Raw genomic sequence first — 17072 nt, 5'->3', positions numbered from 1 at the left:
CGTACCTCGTTCATCGTGGTCGGTGCGCCGCTCGATGCGGCGCACTACTCAAGTGCCAAGTCTCGCGCACGCTCCGGCCCCGGCGTCCTGGCGGCCATGAGAGCGTCGGCGAGCTGATCAGCCGGCGTTCGTAACACGCCCTAACGCCCGGTGAGACGCCTGGCATGCCCCAGGTGCGCGGTCAGCCGCTCCTGGATCCGTACGGTGGCGTCGTCCAGCGCCTTGCGGGTGCGCCGGCCGCTGCCGTCGCCTGCCTCGAAGGCGTCACCGAAGACGACGTCCACCCGGCTGCGCAACGCGGGCAGCGCAGGTATCAGCCGGCCCCGGCTCTCCGTACTGCCGAGGACCGCGACCGGCACGATCGGTGCTCCCGACCGTACGGCGAAGTACGCCAGCCCGGCGCGCAGTGAGGCGAAGTCGCCCTCGCCCCTGGTGCCCTCGGGGAAGATGCCCAGCACCCCGCCGGCGCTGAGCACCCCGAGCGCGGCGCCGATCGCGGTGCGGTCGGCTGTGGCCCGGTCCACCTTCACCTGTCCGATCGACCGCAGGAACGGGTCGAGCGGGCCGATGAAGGCTTCCTTCTTGACCAGGAAGTGCACCGGGCGGGGCGAGACGCCCATCACCATCGGGCCGTCGATGTTGTGCGAGTGGTTGACGGCCAGTATCACGGGGCCGCTCGCCGGGACGCGCCAGGCGCCGAGCACCCTCGGCTTCCAGAGCCCGTTCATCAGCCCGATGCCGAGACGCCGGCCGACCTCCGCGCCCTGCGCGGACACCGCTCGCCGGGCCGGCCCCGCCTGGGCGGACACCGCGCTCATACGGCTGCCCGCTTCTCCTCGACCAGGCCCACGACCCGCTCGACGACCTGCTGGAGGGTGAGGTCCGTGGTGTCGATCTCGACCGCGTCGGCGGCCTTGGCGAGCGGGGACGTCTTACGGCTGGAGTCGGCCGCGTCCCGCTTGATCAGGGCGTCCCTGGTGGTGGCGACATCGGCCGCCTCCTTGCCGGTCAGCTCGCCGCTGCGACGGGCGGCGCGGGCCTCCGGGGAGGCGGTGAGGAAGATCTTGACATCGGCGTCGGGCAGCACGGTCGTACCGATGTCGCGGCCCTCCACCACGATGCCGTTCGGCGCTGCCGCCGAAATGGAGCGCTGGAGTTCGGTGACGACGGCCCGTACCTCGGGCACCGCGCTGACCGCGCTGACCCTGGAGGTGACGTCCTGGGTACGGATCGGGCCCGCGGCGTCCGTGCCGTCGACGGTGATGGTGGGGCGGTCCGGGTCGGTGCCCGAGACCAGGACCGGCTTGCCCGCGGCGGTCGCGACGGCCACCGCGTCCGTCACGTCGACACCGTTGCTGATCATCCACCAGGTCATCGCGCGGTACTGGGCGCCGGTGTCCAGATAGCTCAGCCCGAGCCGGGCGGCCACGGCCTTGGAGGTGCTCGACTTGCCCGTGCCGGAGGGCCCGTCGATGGCGACGATCACGGCGGCCGGGGCGGTCCGGGCGGGGGTTGCGCCAATTTCCACGGGGGCGGACACCTTCCTGGTTCTCGGGGTGGTTGTGCGGGGACGCACAACGCCCCCGCACAAGGTTACCGAGTGTTCAGTACCGCCCTCGCACCCGTTCGGCGGGACGCGGGTGCCCGGTCACCGCCGGATCGCTCTGCGCCGGATCACTGCCGGATCGACCAGCCGCGTTCCCGCAGCGCCGCCGAGAGCACCGGCGCCGCCGACGGCTCCACCATGAGCTGCACCAGACCGGCCTGCTGCCCGGTGGCGTGTTCGATACGGACGTCCTCGACGTTGACGCCCGCGCGCCCGGCGTCCGCGAAGATCCGGGCCAGCTCGCCCGGCTGGTCGCTGACGAGCACCGCCACGACCTCGTACGCCGCCGGGGCCGCGCCGTGTTTGCCGGGCATCCGCGTCCTGCCCGCGTTGCCGCGCCTCAGGACGTCCTCGATCCCGGCCGCGCCGCCGCGCCGCTTCTCCTCGTCGGAGGACTGGAGCGCGCGCAGCGCCTCGACCGTCTCGCCGAGGTCGGCGGCGATCCCGGCCAGCACATCGGCGACGGGGCCGGGGTTCGCGGAGAGGATCTCCACCCACATCGCCGGGTCGGAGGCGGCGATCCGGGTGACATCCCGGATGCCCTGGCCGCAGAGGCGTACGGCCGTCTCGTCGGCCTCCTCCAGCCGGGCGGCGACCATCGACGAGATGAGCTGGGGGGTGTGCGAGACGAGCGCGACGGCCCGGTCGTGCGCGTCCGCGTCCATGACCACGGGTACGGCGCGGCAGAGCGCGACCAGTTCCAGGGCGAGATTGAGCACCTCGGTGTCGGTGTCCCGGGTCGGGGTCAGCACCCAGGGCCGCCCGTCGAAGAGATCGGCGGTCGCGGCCAGCGGGCCCGAGCGCTCCTTGCCGGCCATGGGGTGCGTACCGATGTACGAGGACATGGCGAGGCCGAGCGCCGCCAGCTCCCGGCGGGGGCCGCCCTTGACACTGGCCACGTCCAGATAGCCGCGTGCCGCGCCGTGCCGCATGGCCGTGGCCAGGGTCGCCGCGACATGGGCGGGCGGTACGGCGACGACCGCGAGGTCGACAGGGCCCTCCGGCGCCTCGTCCGTGCCCGCGCCGAGCGCGGCGGCGGTACGGGCCCGGGACGGGTCGTGGTCGCTGAGATGGACGGTGACGCCCCGGCCGGCCAGGGCCAGCGCGGCCGAGGTGCCGATCAGGCCTGTTCCTATGACGAGGGCGGTTCTCACGGGGCGACTCTCACGGGGCTTGCTGGGTTCACTGGGCTTGCTGGGCTTGCCGGTTCCGGGCTCACTGGGCGATGTCCTTGCGGAGGGCGGCGGCGGCGCCGAGATAGACGTGCGCGATCTCCGACCTGGGAAGGTCCGACTCGATATGGGCGAGGATACGGACCACCCGCGGCAGGGCGCCCTCGATGTCCAGTTCCTGGGCACACAGGAGGGGTACGTCGACGATCCCGAGGCCGCGCGCGGCGGCGGCCGGGAAGTCGCTGTGCAGATCGGGCGTGGCGGTGAACCAGATACTGATCAGATCGTCCGCGGTCAGCCCGTTGCGCTCAAGGATCGCCGTCAGCAGCCGCTTGACCTGCTCGTCCATGTGCCCGCGCTCGTCCCGGTCCAACTGCACGGCCCCGCGAACCGCTCGTACCGCCACGCCGCTCTCCCGATCCGTCCGTACTCACCGCTCACCGCGGCCACAACCCCCGCGGTGCTCCCCGCCAGCGTAAACACCCTTGCTCCCGGCGGCCTCCGCTGCCTCCCCCGTACGCTCTCGCGCATGACCCGCGAAACACATGCCCGTGACCTCGGCCTGGTGCGCGACCACACCGTGTACTCCTGTGTGATGGGCTCGCGCGCCTTCGGACTCGCGACGGAGGACAGCGACACCGACCGGCGCGGGGTGTTCGCGGCCCCCGCGGCGCTGTACTGGCGGTTCGAGAAGCCGCCGACGCATGTGGAGGGTCCGGCTCCGGAGCAGTTCTCGTGGGAGCTCGAACACTTCTGCTCGCTCGCGCTGCGCGCCAATCCCAATGTCCTGGAGTGTCTGCACTCCCCGCTGGTCGAGCGGATCGACGACACCGGCCGTGAACTGCTGTCGCTGCGCGACGCGTTCCTGTCCCGCGAGGCGCACCGTACGTTCGTACGCTACGCCGTGGGCCAGCGCGGAAAGCTGGAGGCGGACATCCGCCGGCACGGCGTCCCGCGCTGGAAGCACGCCATGCATCTGCTGCGCCTGCTGACGAGCTGCCGGGACCTGCTCCGCACGGGCACGCTCACCATCGACGCGGGCGAGGCACGGGAAGGCCTGCTCGCCGTCAAGCGGGGCGAGGTCCCCTGGTCCGAGGTGGAACGCAGGATGGCCCGCCTGGCCACAGAGGCCGACCAGGCGGCCGCGCACTCCCCCCTGCCGCCCGAACCGGACCGCGCCCGCATAGAAGCCTTCCTGATCCGCACCCGCCGCGCCTCAGCCCGCCAGCCGGACACGGACGACCAGATCGCGCAGAGCCTCGTAAGCGACAGGCGCGTCACCCAGCCCCGTACCTGACCGCGCCTCCTCAAGCGTCCCAGAGCGCTCCCAGGGACAGCAGGTCGCTGCGGTATTCGATGCGTTCGGACCATTCCTTGGGCCAGGCGCCCGCGCCCAGGTGGGCGCCGGCGAAGGCGCCGGTGAGGGTGGCGATGGAGTCGGAGTCGCCGCGGGTGCAGGCGGCGCGGCGGAGGGCGGTGACCGGGGCGTCGGGGAACAGCAGGAAGCAGAGCAGGCCGGTGGCGAGGGCTTCCTCGGCCGTCCAGCCGTCGCCGGTCGCGAGGCAGGGGTCGGTCTCGGGGGACGGGGTGCGCAGGGCGTGCTGGACGCGTTCCAGAGCCGCCAGGCACTCGTCCCAGCCACGGGCCGTGAATGCCTCGGGCGTCGGGTCGTGCGAGAGGGTCCAGAGGTCGCCGAGCCAGCGCTCGTGGTAGCGCTCGCGGTTCTCGTACGCGTACGAACGCAACTGGCCCACCAGGCCCAGCGGTTCACCGCCCTGTGCCAGCAGCCACACGGCACGGGCCGTCAGATCCGAGGCGGCCAGCGCCGTCGGGTGCCCATGGGTGAGGGCGGCCTGCAACTGGGCCGCGCCCGCACGCTGTTCGTCGCTCGGCCCCGGTACGAGCCCGATCGGCGCGACCCGCATGTTCGCGCCACAGCCCTTGGAGCCGATCTGGCTGGCCTGCTGCCAGGGCCGGTCGCTGTCCAGGAGCCGGCAAGCCGTCATGCACGTACGGCCCGGCGCGCGGTTGTTGTCCGGCGAGTGGTACCAGGCCACGAACTCCTCCCGGACCGGCCGCTCCAGCCGGTAAGGACCCAGTACGCCCCGGTCCATCGCTGTCCGGATGCCCCGCGCGAACGCGAGTGTCATCTGTGTGTCGTCGGTGACGACCGCCGGCTTCGGCAGCGCCATCTCCCGCCACGGCCCGCACTTGGCGAGGATCGACGGTACGTCGTTGAACTCGGTCGGAAAGCCCAGGGCATCGCCGAGCGCTAGCCCGATCAGGCTGCCCGTCGCGGCCCCTTTGGTGATGGTCCTCGCGATGATCACGTCGTCCGTCCTCCCGGTCGATCCGGTCGCAGAAGCGGTGGGTAGAGCGTGGTGGCGGTGCCCGCGCGGTACAGCGCGGCCGGTTTCCCCCGGCCACCCGTCCGGCGCGGCGGACCCTCCAGCGCCTGGACGAACCCGGGCGTGGTGAGCACCTTGCGCCGGAAGTTGGGGCGGTCCAGCTCCACGCCCCAGACGGTCTCGTACACCTGCCGCAGCTCGCCGAGCGTGAACTCGTGCGGGCAGAACGCGGTGGCGAGACAGGTGTATTCGAGCTTGGCGCCGACACGGTCGTACGCGTCGGCGAGGATGTGCTCGTGGTCAAAGGCGAGCGGGCCGCCGGTGCCGTACTCCACCCACCGCGCGTGTGCGGCGTCCCCGCCGCCGCGCGGCTCCGGCAGGTCGGGTACGAGCGCGGTGTACGCGACGGAGACGACCCGCATCCTGGGGTCGCGGTCCGGGTCGCTGTAGGTCCGTAGCTGCTCCAGATGGAGCGCGCCCGCGGTGCGCTCCGACAGCCCGGTCTCCTCGGCGAGTTCGCGCCGCGCGGCCTGCCCGGCGGACTCGTGGGGCAGTACGAACCCCCCGGGCAGCGCACAGGCCCCGAGGTAGGGCTCCTGCCCCCGTTCGACGAGCAGTACGTGCAGCCGGCCCTCGCGCACGGTGAAGACGGCGAGATCGACGGTGACGGCGAACGGCGCGAAGGCGGAGGGGTCGTAGTCGTCGGGTACGCGCACTTCCCGTGCGGCGCGGTTCCCGTTCCGCGCGGCGGACCCGGCGGGCCCCTCGGGGGCACGCCGGTCCCGGCCGGCCGGGTCCCTCGGCGCATGCGCCTCACGGGCTCCCCGGTCCTCCGGAACACGCCCGCGCCGAACGGCCGGGCCCTCGGGAACGCCTGCCTGCCGCGCGGCCGGGCCCGCCGCCGGATCCCCGGCGGCACGCGCCCCGTGCGCCTTCGCGCCCCGCGTCCACCGCCCGTTCATCGGCGCTCCGGAAGGGGTGGCGCGAAGTGCCAGCCCTGGGCCAGCAGCGAGTCCACCGCGGCGACCGCCGTCGCCAGCCGACGCTCGCGCATACCGCTCACCAGCGTGAACTCCCGGCCCGTACGCGCCAGTTCCGCACCGAAACGGGCCGTCATCCACGGGCGCAGCTCCTCGTCCGCGCGCAGGCCGTCGTCCTCGAAGGGGACGCCCTCGTGGTCCGTGAGCAGCCACAGATGGTGCGTGTTGAGCGCCGCGATCTCCTCGATCAACGGATCGCGCCCGCCCAGATACCGTTCCCGCCAGACCGTCGTGGCGAAGGAGTCCGTGTCGCAGAAGAGCACCGGCGAGCCGGCCCGCGCCGCCGCGTCCTCCAGGGCGTTCTGCCGCTCCGCGATCAGCGGGAAGTCCGCCGCGGCGAACTCGACGTCCTCCCACCGCGCCGACGGCCGCCCGGCCCGCAGCGCGGTCAGCTTCTGCTCGCTGAACTCCCGCCCGTACTCCGGTACGTACTGGGTACGCGCCCAGATCCCGCCGCGCCGCCGGTAGTGGCCGGCCAGCGCGAGCGCCAGGGTGGTGGTGCCGGTGGACTCGGCGCCGAGCACCACGACCCGGCGTGTGAGGGCCGCCCGTACCGGTGGCGCGAGGAAGTCCCAGCAGCCGACGGGGTCCTTGCGCACGGCGGTGCCGGAGACCGGGAAGAGCGTACGGTCCGGGTCCACGCACACGGACTCGGCGCCGAACCGCCGCGCCAGCTCCTGACCGTACGGTTCCGAGGTGAAGACCGCGTCCACGCGCTCGGGCACCGCGCCCCGGAAGACGGCCATGTGCGCGTCCCAGACACCGGGGTCGCGCAGGTCCACCGGAATGTCGTCGACCGCGCCCACCACCCGTACATCCGGATGGACCTCGCGCATCCAGCGGACCCGGTCGGCGAGCGGCACGGACTCCACCGAGGCGGCGCAGACCAGGACGGTCAGCCGGGCGCAGCGGTCCCGCGCGGTACGCACGAGATGGTGGTGGCCGGCGTGCGGCGGATAGAACTTGCCGAGCACCAGGCCGTGTTCGAAGGTGCTCCCTCCCCGGCCGGCGGCGGGCGCGCTCATACGGCGGTCGCCTCCACCGGCCTGGGCGGCTCAGCGGCGAGGTCCCGGGACCAGTTGCGCAGCCCGGCCACGCACAGCGCCAGGAAGCCGACGTACAGCAGCGAGGTCAGGTACAGGTCCTTGTGCGCGTAGAGCGGGATGTAGACGAGGTCCGCCGCGATCCACAGCCACCACGACTCCAGCCGCTTGCGGCACTGACCGTATGTCGCCATCAGGGACAGCGCGGTGGTCAGGGCGTCCCAGAAGGGCACGGTCGAGTCGGTGGCGCGGCCGAGGAGCAGCGTCAGTGCGAGTGTCCCCACCACCCCCGCCGCGAGCAGCCGGATCCATTCGGTGCGGCTCGTGCGCCGCACCGGCAGGGACGAGCCTGGACCACCCCCGTGGGTCCAGGTCCACCAGCCGTACACGGCGAGGGTGATGAAGACGACCTGTAGGCCGGCGTCGGCGTACAGGCCCGCCTGGGTGAACAGCAGGATGAAGAAGAGGTTGTTGGCGATACCGATCGGCCAGTTGGCGAGGTGCTGGCGGGCCACGAGCCAGACACAGAGCGCGCCGCTGCCGAATCCGAGCACCTCGGTCCAGCTCACCGGGGTGTCCAGGACCGTCAGCAACGGACGCTGCAAGGCATCGAGGATGTCCGCGAGACTCACGCCCGCCTCCTTAATGGTCACCCTGACTATAAAGGCGAACGGGCGTGCGCCACAAGGGAAAGAGCCCGCGGCCTGGGGGCCACGGGCTCTTTCTCGAAGATTTCGGTCAGCCGGCGGTCACAGCCCGACTTCCTTCATCAGCATGCCGACCTCGGTGTTGGTCAGCCGGCGCAGCCAGCCCGACTTCTGGTCGCCCAGCGGAATCGGGCCGAATGACGTCCGTACGAGCCGGTCGACCGGGAACCCGGCCTCGGCCAGCATCCGCCTGACGATGTGCTTGCGGCCCTCGTGGAGCGTGACCTCCACCAGATAGTTCTTGCCGGTGTTCTCGACGACCCGGAAGTGGTCGGCCTTGGCGTAGCCGTCCTCCAACTGGATGCCGTCCTTCAGCCGCTTGCCGAGATCACGCGGCAACGGGCCCTGGATCGCGGCGAGATAGATCTTCTTGACGCCGTACTTGGGGTGGGTGAGACGATGCGCCAGCTCGCCGTGGTTGGTGAGCAGGATGATGCCCTCGGTCTCGGTGTCGAGCCTGCCGACATGGAAGAGCCTGGTCTCCCGGTTGGTGACGTAGTCGCCGAGGGACTGGCGGCCGTCCGGGTCCTCCATGGTGGAGACGACCCCGGCGGGCTTGTTCAGCGCGAAGAACAGATACGACTGGGTCGCCACGGTCAGCCCGTCGACCTTGATCTCGTCCTTCTCCGGGTCGACCCGCATGCCCTGCTCGACCACGATCTTGCCGTTGACCTCGACGCGCGACTGCTCGATCAGCTCCTCGCAGGCGCGGCGCGAGCCCATACCGGCGCGGGCCAGGACCTTCTGGAGCCGCTCGCCCTCCTGCTCGGCGCCCGGAAAGGTCTTGGGCGTCTTGACGGAGGGCCGCTCCGCGTACCGGTCGCGGTTGCGCTGCTCGATCTTGGCGTCCAGCTCGCGGGGGCGCGCGGCGGCTCCCCGGCGCGGGCCGCCGCGGCCGGCGCTCTGCGGGGGCCTGGGGCCGCCCTTGGCGCCGCCGCGGGCCGCCGCGCCACGGGCGCCGCCGCCGGCACCGCCGGAGCGGCGCGCGCCGAGGGGCGCGCCGGACGCGCCGGAGCCGCCGGTCGTGCCCGTGCGGCCGACGTCGTAACGGCGTTCCTCGGGGCGGGGGCGCGAAGGCCGCTTCGGCTGACTGTCGCGGCTGTCCCGGGCGTCCCTGCTGTCCCGGCGGGCGCCGGCGCTCCGCTCGCCACGGCCGCCACGCTCGTCCCGGAAGCCCCGGCCGTCCCTGCTCGCCCGGTCGTCACGGGAACCCCGGGCATCACGGGAACCGCGCTCGTCCCGGGAGCCGCGCTCGTCCCGACCGGCCCGGTCGTCACGGCCGCGCCGGTCGTCACGCGAACCCCTGTCGTCCAGGCCGCGCCGCTCGTCCCTCTCGTCCCGGCTCACCCAGGTGTCCCGCTCGCTCCGGCCGTCCCGGCCCGTCCGGTCACTCCGGCCGTCCCGGTTGCCGCCGCTGCCGCCTCCGCCGCTCCTGCTGCCGCTTCCGCTGTTCCTGCCACTGCTTCGCATCAAAGTTCCGTCTTGTCGTCTGCGTCGGTATCCGGTGCGTCCGGGTCGAACGACGGAACACCTTCCTGGCTCTCGGCCTCGATCGCGTCCGCCTCGGGGAGGAAGGGCGCGAGCTCCGGAAGTTCGTCCAGGCCCCGCAGGCCCATCCGCTCCAAAAAGTAGTTCGTCGTCCTGTACAGGATCGCACCTGTTCCGGGTTCCGCGCCCGCCTCCTCGACCAGCCCCCGCTGGAGCAGGGTGCGCATGACGCCGTCGCAGTTCACTCCTCGTACCGCGGACACCCGTGAGCGGCTCACCGGCTGGCGGTACGCGACGACCGCCAGGGTCTCCAGCGCGGCCTGGGTGAGCCGGGCCTGCTGGCCGTCCAGTACGAAACCCTCGACGGCCTCCGCGTACTCGGGCCGGGTGTAGAACCGCCAGCCTCCCGCTATCAGCCGCAGCTCGAAGCCCCGGCGCTGGACGGTGTACTCGTCGGCCAGTTCCCGCAGCGCGTCCGCGACGGCCCGGCGGGGGCGGTCGAGGACCTTGGCGAGGTGCTCCTCGGTGGCGGGCTCGTCGACGACCATGAGGACCGCCTCCAGGGCGGGCTTGAGATCCAGCTCCGCGACCGTCGACGCGACGCCGGTCCGCTGCTCGCTCATACCTTCTCCTCGCTCTCGTCGCCCTGCTCATCCCGTGCGGCCGGTTCGGCCGGTTCGTCGTGCTCGGCCTGTTCGGCCCGACCGCCCGCACCGCTCTCGCCGTTCTCGCCGGGCACCTGGTCGAACTCGTCCGTCACCGCGGGCATCCCGTCACCGTCCCCGCCCGTCCAGCGGACCAGGAGCGGCCCGAGAGCCTCCTCCTGGTCCAGGGAGACGGCCCGCTCCCGGTACAGCTCCAGCAGCGCCAGAAAACGCGCCACGACGGTCAGCACATCGGCGGCGTCCTCGACGAGCGCCCGGAAGCTGGCCTCGCCGCGCTCCCGCAGCAGCGCGACGACGATCCCCGCCTGTTCCCGTACGGACACGAGCGGCGCGTGGATGTGATCGACGTACACCTGCGGCCTGGGCCTGGGCTGCATCGCCTTCACGGCGAGCGCCGCGAAGCCCTCGGGCCCGATGCGGATCACCACCTCGGGAAGCAGCGCGGCGTGGTGGGGCTCCAGTCCGACGGTACGGGGATAGCGCCGCGCCTCCGTCTCGAGCCGTCCGCTGAAGATCTCGGCGACCTGTTTGTACGCGCGGTACTGGAGGAGCCGTGCGAAGAGCAGGTCCCGCGCCTCCAGGAGCGCCAGATCCGCCTCGTCCTCCACCTCGGCGGAGGGCAGCAGCCGGGCGGCCTTCAGATCGAGCAGGGTCGCGGCGACGACGAGGAACTCGGTGGTCTGGTCGAGGTCCCAGTCGGGACCCATGGCCCGGATGTGCGCCATGAACTCGTCGGTCACCCGCGACAGCGCGACCTCGGTCACATCCATCTTGTGCTTCCCGATGAGCTGGAGGAGCAGGTCGAAGGGCCCCTCGAAGTTCGCGAGCCGTACGGTGAACCGTCCGTCGGCGCCCTCGCCCCCGGCGGCACTCCCCTCGGCCGAAGGCACGGAATCCGCGGTAGGGCCCGGCAGCCGCTCGTCGACCGGCTCGGCCTGCGGCTCCGGCTCCGGCTCCGGCTGCACAGAAGCAGACACGGGCGCGAGTGCAGGTACGGGTGCGGGCTCGGGCTCAGCAGGTGCGGCGGCCTCCACGGCCTCCGGCACAAGCGCGAACTCAGCAGAGTCGGCGGACTCGACGGATTCAGCGGACTCGGCGATCTCCGCCGCAGGCGCCGCCGGTGCGGGAGGCGGCACGCCGGGGCCACGGCCCAGCGGGCGGCGGGCAGGCGGGGAAGGCGGCGGCATCGAGGGTCCTGTGGGCGGCGGGCGTAGGGGCTGCCCGCGCAGGCTACCCTCAGCGCCCGCGCAGGCGCCGTACGAGGATGCTCGCGTCCCCGCGTGATTCGAGGTCCGCGAGGACCACCGCGACCGCCTCGCGGACGATCCGTCCGCGGTCCACGGCGAGCCCGTGCTCGCCGCGCAGCACCAGCCGCGCGTGCTCCAGATCCATCAGTTCCTCGGCCGAGACATAGACCGTGATCTTCTCGTCGTGCCGTTCGCGCCCGCTGGGGCGGCGGTTGGCGCCCCGCCCCCGGCGGCGCTGCTGCCCGGCGGCGGGCGCGGCGCCGGGCGCACCGGCCTCCTGCGCCGCCCGGCGCCCCTTCATCGCGGAGGCCGCCTGCTCGGCCCCCGCGGTACGGCTGCGGGGCGCCTCCGTGGAGTCCGTCTCGGCGGCGGTGTGCTCGTCCGGCGGAGCGGGCTGGGTCACGGGCGCGGCCGTGGCCGCCTGGCCCTGCGCCGCCGCCTCGCCCGCCGGGTCGCTCTCCCCGGCCGGCGGCGGCACCCGCGGCTCGCCGTTGGCGTTACGGCGCCGGTCCGCGGGCGAGGAGGACTGGAGTGCCGTTCCCCCGGTCGTACGGAACAGTTCGTCGGCCCCGGGCAGACTCACTCGGCGTGACACCGGGCGAGCACCTCCCTGGCGAGCTGGCGATACGCGGCGGCGCCGACGGAGTTCGAGGCGTACGTGGTGATGGGCTCACCGGCGACCGTGGTCTCCGGGAAGCGCACGGTCCGCCCGATCACCGTGTGGTACACGTGATCGTCGAAGGCCTCGACGACCCGCGCGAGGACCTCTCGGCTGTGCACCGTGCGGGAGTCGTACATGGTGGCGAGGATGCCGTCCAGCTCCAGTTCGGGGTTGAGCCGCTCCTGGACCTTCTCGATCGTCTCGGTCAGCAGCGCCACCCCGCGCAGCGCGAAGAACTCGCACTCCAGCGGCACGATCACCTTGTGCGCGGCCGTCAGCGCGTTCACGGTCAGCAGACCGAGCGAGGGCTGGCAGTCGATCACGATGTAGTCGTAGTCCTGCATCAGCGGCTTCAGCGCCCGCTGGAGCGTGGACTCGCGCGCGACCTCGCTGACGAGCTGCACCTCCGCGGCGGAGAGGTCGATATTGCTGGGCAGCAGGTCCATATTGGGCACGGCGGTCTTCAGGAGCACCTCGTCGGCCGCCATGCCCCGCTCCATGAGCAGGTTGTAGACGGTGAGGTCCAGCTCCATCGGGTTCACACCGAGACCGACCGACAGGGCTCCCTGCGGGTCGAAGTCGACGAGCAGCACACGCCGGCCGTACTCCGCGAGCGCGGCACCCAGATTGATGGTCGACGTCGTCTTGCCGACGCCGCCCTTCTGGTTGCACATCGCGATGATCTTCGCGGGGCCGTGGTCGGTGAGCGGGCCCGGGATAGGGAAGTACGGCAGGGGACGACCGGTCGGGCCGATCCGCTCGCGGCGCTGGCGTGCGGCGTCGGGGGCGAGAGTGGCCGCGTACTCGGGGTCCGGCTCGTACTCGGCGTCTGGGTCGTAGAAGTGCCCCTCGGGCACCTCGTCGTAGTCGGCGAATGGAGTGGACTCTCGGCCACCCTCGTTGCCGGCCATGGCGTTCACGTGTTGGCCGTCCATCATCTGGTGGGCTGTCGTCATGTGCTGGTGGGTGGCGAAGGTGCGGACAGCTACGGAGCCGACAGCCTCGAACCCGGACGACGGGCCGTGGCCCCTCACCGGCATTCCTGGTTGACCACCCCCGGGAGTAAATGTCGACTCATTCACAAGTCGTCTTACCTCCTTGGACGGGACCAGGAAACTTATCGATAGGTCAGCGTGGCACCATGCCGACGGTTGGCGACTCTATGGCGTGTCACCGGTCCGCAGCAACACAATCCGCCGGACCCGGCCCGATGTGTCGGCAACGGAACATCCCGCTGTCAAGGGCGCACAAGCCTCTCATCAAGGCATGACCCACACCGTCCACCGCTCCGCGAATCGGGGAAAAGGTTACGTTCGAGGCGAGTTGACCAGTCGTTCGGAGGCGTCCGCGCACACGTCCGGCCGGACCTCGCTGATCAAGGTCCGGCCGGTGGCGCGATGTTGACGTCACAAGTTGACGCATCAGCCCAGAAGCGCGCTCAATTCGGCGTGATCCAGTCCATGCGCCTCGGCCACCTCACGGTAAACCACCTGGCCCTCGTGGGTGTTGAGCCCCTTGGCGAGGGCCGGGTCCCGGCGGAGCGCCTCGCACCAGCCGTGATTCGCCAGCTCCACGATGTACGGGAGTGTGGCGTTGGTCAGCGCGTACGTGGAGGTGTGGGGCACGGCGCCGGGCATATTGGCGACGCAGTAGAACACCGAGCCATGGACCGGAAAAGTCGGCTCGGCGTGGGTCGTCGGCCGTGAGTCCTCGAAGCAGCCGCCCTGATCAATCGCAATGTCGACAAGTACACTTCCGGGCTTCATGGTGGCGACCAGCTCATTGCTGACGAGCTTGGGCGCCTTCGCCCCGGGGATGAGAACCGCTCCGATGACGAGGTCGGCGTCGGCGACCGCCCGCTCCAGTTCGAAGGCGTTGGAGACGATGGTCTGCACCGCGGTGCCGAAGATCCGGTCGGCCTCGCGCAGCTTGTTGATGTCGCGGTCGAGCAGGGTCACATGGAAGCCCATGCCGACGGCGATCTGCGTGGCGTTCCAGCCGGAGACCCCGCCGCCGATGACCACGGCCCGGCCGGCCGCCGTACCGGGCACACCGCCAGGCAGGACACCGCGCCCGCCGGCCGAGCGCATCAGGTGGTACGCGCCGACCTGCGGCGCCAGCCGCCCCGCGACCTCGGACATCGGGGCCAGCAGCGGCAGCGCGCGGCCCGCGGTCTCGACCGTCTCGTATGCGATGGCCGTGATGCCCGAGTCCAGCAGGGCGTCGGTGCAGGCGCGGGACGCGGCCAGGTGGAGATAGGTGAAGAGCGTCTGGCCCTTGCGGAGCCGGTGGTACTCCTCGGCGATCGGCTCCTTGACCTTCAGCAGCAGTTCCGCGGCGGCCCAGACCTCGTCGGCGGTGGCCAGGATCCGGGCGCCGGCCGCGGTGAACTCGTCGTCCGTGATCGAGGAGCCGGCGCCGGCGTTCCGCTCGACGACGACCTCATGGCCGTGGCGCACCAGCTCGTGCACACCGGCGGGGGTGATGGCCACCCGGAACTCGTTGTTCTTGACCTCTCGGGGGATACCGACCAACACGGCAGATCACGGTCCTCGGCTCAGGGCACTGCGGGCGCAATGCCACAGGGACCGGAGCGCGGGACAGCGCACCGGTACACACCGCCTCTTTGCGGCAGAGCCAGTCTAATGAAGGATTTCCCCCTGTCTAGCCTTGCAAAGTATTATTGGCCAGCCGGAGCACTACGGATTTCGTAGGTGTTTCCTTCCGATTCCAGCAACCGTTCGGCCGCGGACCGGTTCAGTCTCGCGGCGGTCGGGTCGCCGAGCCGGTCCAGGGTGTCCGCGGCGCGCAGCCGGAGCGCGGCCTGGAGCCGGTCGTCCCCGGCCAGCCGCGCCCACTCGACGGCCTCCTGACAGGTACGCAGGGATTCGTGCGGCCGGCCCGCGTACTCCTGGACCCGGGCCACTTCGCTCAACGCCCGTGCCTGGCCCGGGAGATCGCGCAGCCGGCGGTAGAGGGCGACGGCGGAGCGCCAGTTGCGGAGCGCCTCGCCGTAGTGGCCCGCGTACGTGTGAGCCGTGCCGATCCGGCCGTACAGCCGGGCCGCGTCGGCGCGTTCGCCCCTGCTGAGGCGCTGGGCGAGGGCCCTGCCGTACCAGTCGGCGGCCCGCTGCCAGTCCTGGAGATCCTGGTGCGCACCGCCTACGGATTCCATCGCGCGGCCCGTCGCGTACAGATCGTTCGCGGCGCGTCCGGCGTCCAGCGCGGCCCGGTAGCGGGCGAGCGCGTCCTGGGTACGGCCGGTCTGCGCGTCCAGATCGCCGATGTTCAGCAGCGCGGCGGCCTGCTCGCGGTGCAGCCCGCGCCGCTCCGCGATATCGAGGACGAGCTGGTGGAGCCCGTACAGCTCGGGCGCGGCGGCCTCGGTGCCGCGGTGCGCGGCCAGCGCCCTGACCAGCGCGGCGACCAGCCGTCGGGCCAGCGTGTCCAGCTCGCCGTCGCCCACCGCGAGCCGGGCGGCGGCCAGCAGGGCGGGCTGCCGGCAGGTCAGCCACTCGTCCGCGGCGGCGGCGGTCGGGAAGCGCAGCGAGCGGGGCAGTCCGGCGAGCCGCTTGCGGGCCGGTGAGCCGTCGGGCTCGGTGATGGCCCGGCAGGACTGGAGCAGCCGTACGGTCCGCTCCAGCATCCGTGCCCGCGCGAGCTGCACCTCGGCGTCCCGGTCTTTGGTCTCCAGCAGGTCGCGCAACAGCGGTACGAGACAGCCGGGGACCAGATACTGGTCGTCCGGGGCCCGACCGCCCGCCGTCTGGCCGCCGGCCCTGCGCAGCAGCCCCAGCGCGGTGAAGTCGCCGAGCATGCTCCTGGCGGCCGACACCGAGCAGCCGGCCAGCGCGGAGGCGGTGTGCGCGTCCACGAACCCGGCGGGGGCCAGTGCCAGCAGCCGCAGGATCCGGGCGGAGGGCCCCGGCAGCGACTCGTACACGAGCTGGAAGGCACGGGCGAGCGGCCGGTCGCCGACGGGCCGCCCGGGGTCGTGGGGAAGCGCGCGCAGCCGTTTGGTCGCGTCGGCGACGGAGGCGGTGGGGCGGGCGGCGAGCCAGCCGCCGACCAGGACGAGCGCGGCGGGCTGGCCGCCGCACTCCTCGGCGAGGGACTCGGCGGCCTGCGGATCGACGGTGATCCGGACGGCGCCGGTGAACCGCACCAGCAGTTCGACGGCGGCCTTGGCGTCCATCCCGCCGAGGGTGCACGGGCGGACATCGGGGATTCCGGTGAGCGGGCCCCGTGACACGGCGACGACCAGGCAGTCGGGGTTGTCGGGCACGAGCGGGTCGACCTGCTCGGCGTCGACGGCGTCGTCGAGGAGCAGCAGCACCCGCCGGGTGCCGAGGGTGTCCCGCACCATCCCGGACAGTTCGTCCTCCCCGGCGCCGGGCGGGGTGGGGACCCCGAACGCGCCGAGGATCTCGCGTGCCGTGCGCTCGGTCGGTACGGGGTCGCCGCCGGGTTCGGTCAGCCGGGTCCGTACGAGCCCGTCCGGATAGCGGTCGCGCACCCGCGCGGCCAGTTCCTCGGCCAGCGCGGTACGCCCGGCCCCGGGCCGTCCGGCGATGAGCAGCACCCGCGCGCGGGGCTCCTTGCGCCCGAAGATGGTGTTGAGCCCGGCCCGCTCGATGTCGGCGCGCAGGGCCTTGAGCTCGCGCTCACGCCCGGCGAACGCCCGGGACCCGGCGCCGCGGACCGAAGCGTCGGCGGCAGGGCCGGGTCCGGTCCCGGTACCGCTGATACGGGCATCGCCGCTCCCGGCCTCCCGGGCTTCGGGCCCACCAGCGCGCCCGGGACCGGCCTCGGGCTCCCGGACTCCGGACGCCGCCGCCCCGGGTGCGGTCCCGGTACCGCTCATACGAGCACCACCACTCCCGGCCTCGCCGTCGGCACGGCCGGATCCGGCAGCGGGCTTTTCCGGCCCGGCCCCGGCGGCACGGGCCTCCGCCGGGGCCGGCGAGTCGTCCGTACCGGCGTCCGCGGCCTCGGCCGTTTCGGATTCCGCGGGCGGCTCCTTGACAGGCGTACCGCCCGGCGCGGACGGCCGGCGGCGCAGAAGCGGAAGGCTGTGGCTTTTGGCGGGTGTCCG

16 protein-coding genes are annotated in these 17072 nt (G+C 72.5%); 1 reads left to right on the top strand and 15 read right to left on the bottom strand.

What is annotated here, in order from left to right; genetic code table 11:
* Positions 1-140: 140 nt before the first annotated feature.
* From WH07_RS27215 to aroH, 4 genes are all read right to left on the bottom strand, one after another.
* Positions 141-818, bottom strand: coding sequence for a lysophospholipid acyltransferase family protein (locus WH07_RS27215; protein WP_046505443.1), 678 nt, complete (start codon positions 816-818; stop codon positions 141-143).
* Positions 815-1528 carry a (d)CMP kinase gene (gene cmk, locus WH07_RS27210; protein ID WP_046505441.1) on the bottom strand — a complete coding sequence of 238 codons (714 nt, stop codon included), beginning with the start codon at positions 1526-1528 and terminating at the stop codon, positions 815-817. Before cmk ends, WH07_RS27215 begins: the two co-directional genes overlap by 4 nt.
* Before the next feature lie 146 nt (positions 1529-1674).
* Positions 1675-2760 carry a prephenate dehydrogenase gene (locus WH07_RS27205; protein WP_046505439.1) on the bottom strand — a complete coding sequence of 362 codons (1086 nt, stop codon included), beginning with the start codon at positions 2758-2760 and terminating at the stop codon, positions 1675-1677.
* Positions 2761-2821: 61 nt separating this feature from the next.
* A complete protein-coding gene (gene aroH, locus WH07_RS27200) occupies positions 2822-3184 on the bottom strand; it encodes a chorismate mutase (RefSeq protein WP_046505437.1) in 363 nt (120 codons plus the stop codon).
* A 123-nt stretch (positions 3185-3307) separates the two neighbouring features.
* On the opposite strand from aroH, the gene WH07_RS27195 reads away from it, so the two are divergent.
* Positions 3308-4075: a nucleotidyltransferase domain-containing protein gene (locus WH07_RS27195; protein ID WP_046505436.1), complete on the top strand. Its 768-nt coding sequence runs from the start codon at positions 3308-3310 to the stop codon at positions 4073-4075.
* Positions 4076-4085: 10 nt separating this feature from the next.
* On the opposite strand, the gene WH07_RS27190 is transcribed toward WH07_RS27195, so the two are convergent.
* The 11 genes from WH07_RS27190 to WH07_RS27140 all read right to left on the bottom strand — a co-directional run bounded on the left by WH07_RS27190 (position 4086) and on the right by WH07_RS27140 (position 16841).
* Positions 4086-5102 (bottom strand): ADP-ribosylglycohydrolase family protein, encoded by a 1017-nt coding sequence (locus WH07_RS27190; RefSeq protein ID WP_106409692.1) that lies wholly within the window; start codon positions 5100-5102, stop codon positions 4086-4088.
* A 2-nt stretch (positions 5103-5104) separates the two neighbouring features.
* On the bottom strand, positions 5105-5842 hold the full coding sequence (locus WH07_RS27185) for an NUDIX hydrolase (RefSeq protein ID WP_046505466.1): 738 nt from the start codon (positions 5840-5842) through the stop codon (positions 5105-5107).
* 242 nt (positions 5843-6084) lie between these two features.
* On the bottom strand, positions 6085-7191 hold the full coding sequence (locus WH07_RS27180) for an AAA family ATPase (protein ID WP_046505432.1): 1107 nt from the start codon (positions 7189-7191) through the stop codon (positions 6085-6087).
* Entirely contained in the window at positions 7188-7841 is a 654-nt protein-coding gene (gene pnuC / locus WH07_RS27175; RefSeq protein WP_046505429.1) for a nicotinamide riboside transporter PnuC, read from the bottom strand. The genes WH07_RS27180 and pnuC overlap by 4 nt, the downstream gene beginning before the upstream one ends.
* Before the next feature lie 117 nt (positions 7842-7958).
* The gene (locus WH07_RS27170) at positions 7959-9386 is read right to left on the bottom strand and encodes a pseudouridine synthase (protein ID WP_046505427.1); all 1428 of its coding nucleotides are present in this window, start codon (positions 9384-9386) and stop codon (positions 7959-7961) included.
* Entirely contained in the window at positions 9386-10027 is a 642-nt protein-coding gene (gene scpB, locus WH07_RS27165; RefSeq protein WP_046505425.1) for an SMC-Scp complex subunit ScpB, read from the bottom strand. The genes WH07_RS27170 and scpB overlap by 1 nt, the downstream gene beginning before the upstream one ends.
* Positions 10024-11256, bottom strand: a complete 1233-nt coding sequence (locus WH07_RS27160; protein ID WP_079023594.1) for a segregation and condensation protein A — start codon at positions 11254-11256, stop codon at positions 10024-10026. The genes scpB and WH07_RS27160 overlap by 4 nt, the downstream gene beginning before the upstream one ends.
* Positions 11257-11305: 49 nt before the next feature.
* Positions 11306-11899 carry a hypothetical protein gene (locus WH07_RS27155; RefSeq protein WP_046505422.1) on the bottom strand — a complete coding sequence of 198 codons (594 nt, stop codon included), beginning with the start codon at positions 11897-11899 and terminating at the stop codon, positions 11306-11308.
* Positions 11896-13017 carry a ParA family protein gene (locus WH07_RS27150; RefSeq protein WP_046505419.1) on the bottom strand — a complete coding sequence of 374 codons (1122 nt, stop codon included), beginning with the start codon at positions 13015-13017 and terminating at the stop codon, positions 11896-11898. The genes WH07_RS27155 and WH07_RS27150 overlap by 4 nt, the downstream gene beginning before the upstream one ends.
* Positions 13018-13398: 381 nt before the next feature.
* A complete protein-coding gene (gene ald, locus WH07_RS27145; protein WP_046505416.1) occupies positions 13399-14514 on the bottom strand; it encodes an alanine dehydrogenase in 1116 nt (371 codons plus the stop codon).
* 143 nt (positions 14515-14657) lie between these two features.
* Positions 14658-16841, bottom strand: coding sequence for an NB-ARC domain-containing protein (locus WH07_RS27140; RefSeq protein ID WP_107073652.1), 2184 nt, complete (start codon positions 16839-16841; stop codon positions 14658-14660).
* Positions 16842-17072 lie beyond the last annotated feature (231 nt).

The organism is Streptomyces odonnellii, from assembly GCF_000981895.1.
Taxonomy (GTDB): domain Bacteria; phylum Actinomycetota; class Actinomycetes; order Streptomycetales; family Streptomycetaceae; genus Streptomyces; species Streptomyces odonnellii.
The sequence above is the reverse complement of the archived record's forward strand: the minus strand, read 5'-3'. Positions and strand labels throughout refer to the sequence as shown.

Bases quoted from the DNA above. Each gene is read 5' to 3' on its own strand.
- WH07_RS27215 (WP_046505443.1), bottom strand. From the start codon at position 818: ATGAGCGCGGTGTCCGCCCAGGCGGGGCCGGCCCGGCGAGCGGTGTCC.
- WH07_RS27195 (WP_046505436.1), top strand. From the start codon at position 3,308: ATGACCCGCGAAACACATGCCCGTGACCTCGGCCTGGTGCGCGACCAC.
- WH07_RS27180 (WP_046505432.1), bottom strand. From the start codon at position 7,191: ATGAGCGCGCCCGCCGCCGGCCGGGGAGGGAGCACCTTCGAACACGGC.
- WH07_RS27170 (WP_046505427.1), bottom strand. From the start codon at position 9,386: ATGCGAAGCAGTGGCAGGAACAGCGGAAGCGGCAGCAGGAGCGGCGGA.
- scpB (WP_046505425.1), bottom strand. From the start codon at position 10,027: ATGAGCGAGCAGCGGACCGGCGTCGCGTCGACGGTCGCGGAGCTGGAT.
- WH07_RS27160 (WP_079023594.1), bottom strand. From the start codon at position 11,256: ATGCCGCCGCCTTCCCCGCCTGCCCGCCGCCCGCTGGGCCGTGGCCCC.
- WH07_RS27150 (WP_046505419.1), bottom strand. From the start codon at position 13,017: ATGCCGGTGAGGGGCCACGGCCCGTCGTCCGGGTTCGAGGCTGTCGGC.
- WH07_RS27140 (WP_107073652.1), bottom strand. From the start codon at position 16,841: ATGAGCGGTACCGGGACCGCACCCGGGGCGGCGGCGTCCGGAGTCCGG.